General features: G+C 64.9%; 1 protein-coding gene. It reads right to left on the bottom strand.

Annotated elements, in window-relative coordinates; translation table 11 throughout:
• Positions 1 to 388 (bottom strand): 2-keto-4-pentenoate hydratase (locus tag U5782_RS41405; RefSeq protein WP_322049642.1); only part of this gene is annotated, 388 nt, incomplete at both ends.

Below are 388 nucleotides of genomic sequence, written 5' to 3'. Positions count from 1 at the left end.
TGGTTCCGTCACGGCGACCATGGGCCCAAGCGCGCCCGTGAGCACCACGTCGCCGGCGCGCAACGGCGTACCGAGTTGCGCCATACGATCGGCAAGCCACACGGCCGCGTTGAGCGGATTGCCGAGACACGCGGCGCCGTTGCCGCGCGAGAGCACTTCGTTATCGCGCGACAGTTCCATCGCGCAGGCCGTCAAATCGACCTGCGAAAGCGGCACCGGGCGGCTGCCCACCACGAAGCGCGCACTCGACGCGTTGTCGGCGACCGTATCGACGAAGCGGATATCCCAGTTCTGGATACGGCTATCGACGATTTCGATGGCGGCCAATGCATACGCACTCGCACGCAGGATGTCGACGAAGGTGTGTTTTTCGTGCGTGAGATCGCGC

This window comes from Paraburkholderia sp. J67, assembly GCF_905220265.1.
Classification (GTDB): Bacteria; Pseudomonadota; Gammaproteobacteria; order Burkholderiales; family Burkholderiaceae; genus Paraburkholderia.
Note: the sequence above shows the minus strand (reverse complement) of the source record. Positions and strands in the feature narration are given on the sequence as shown.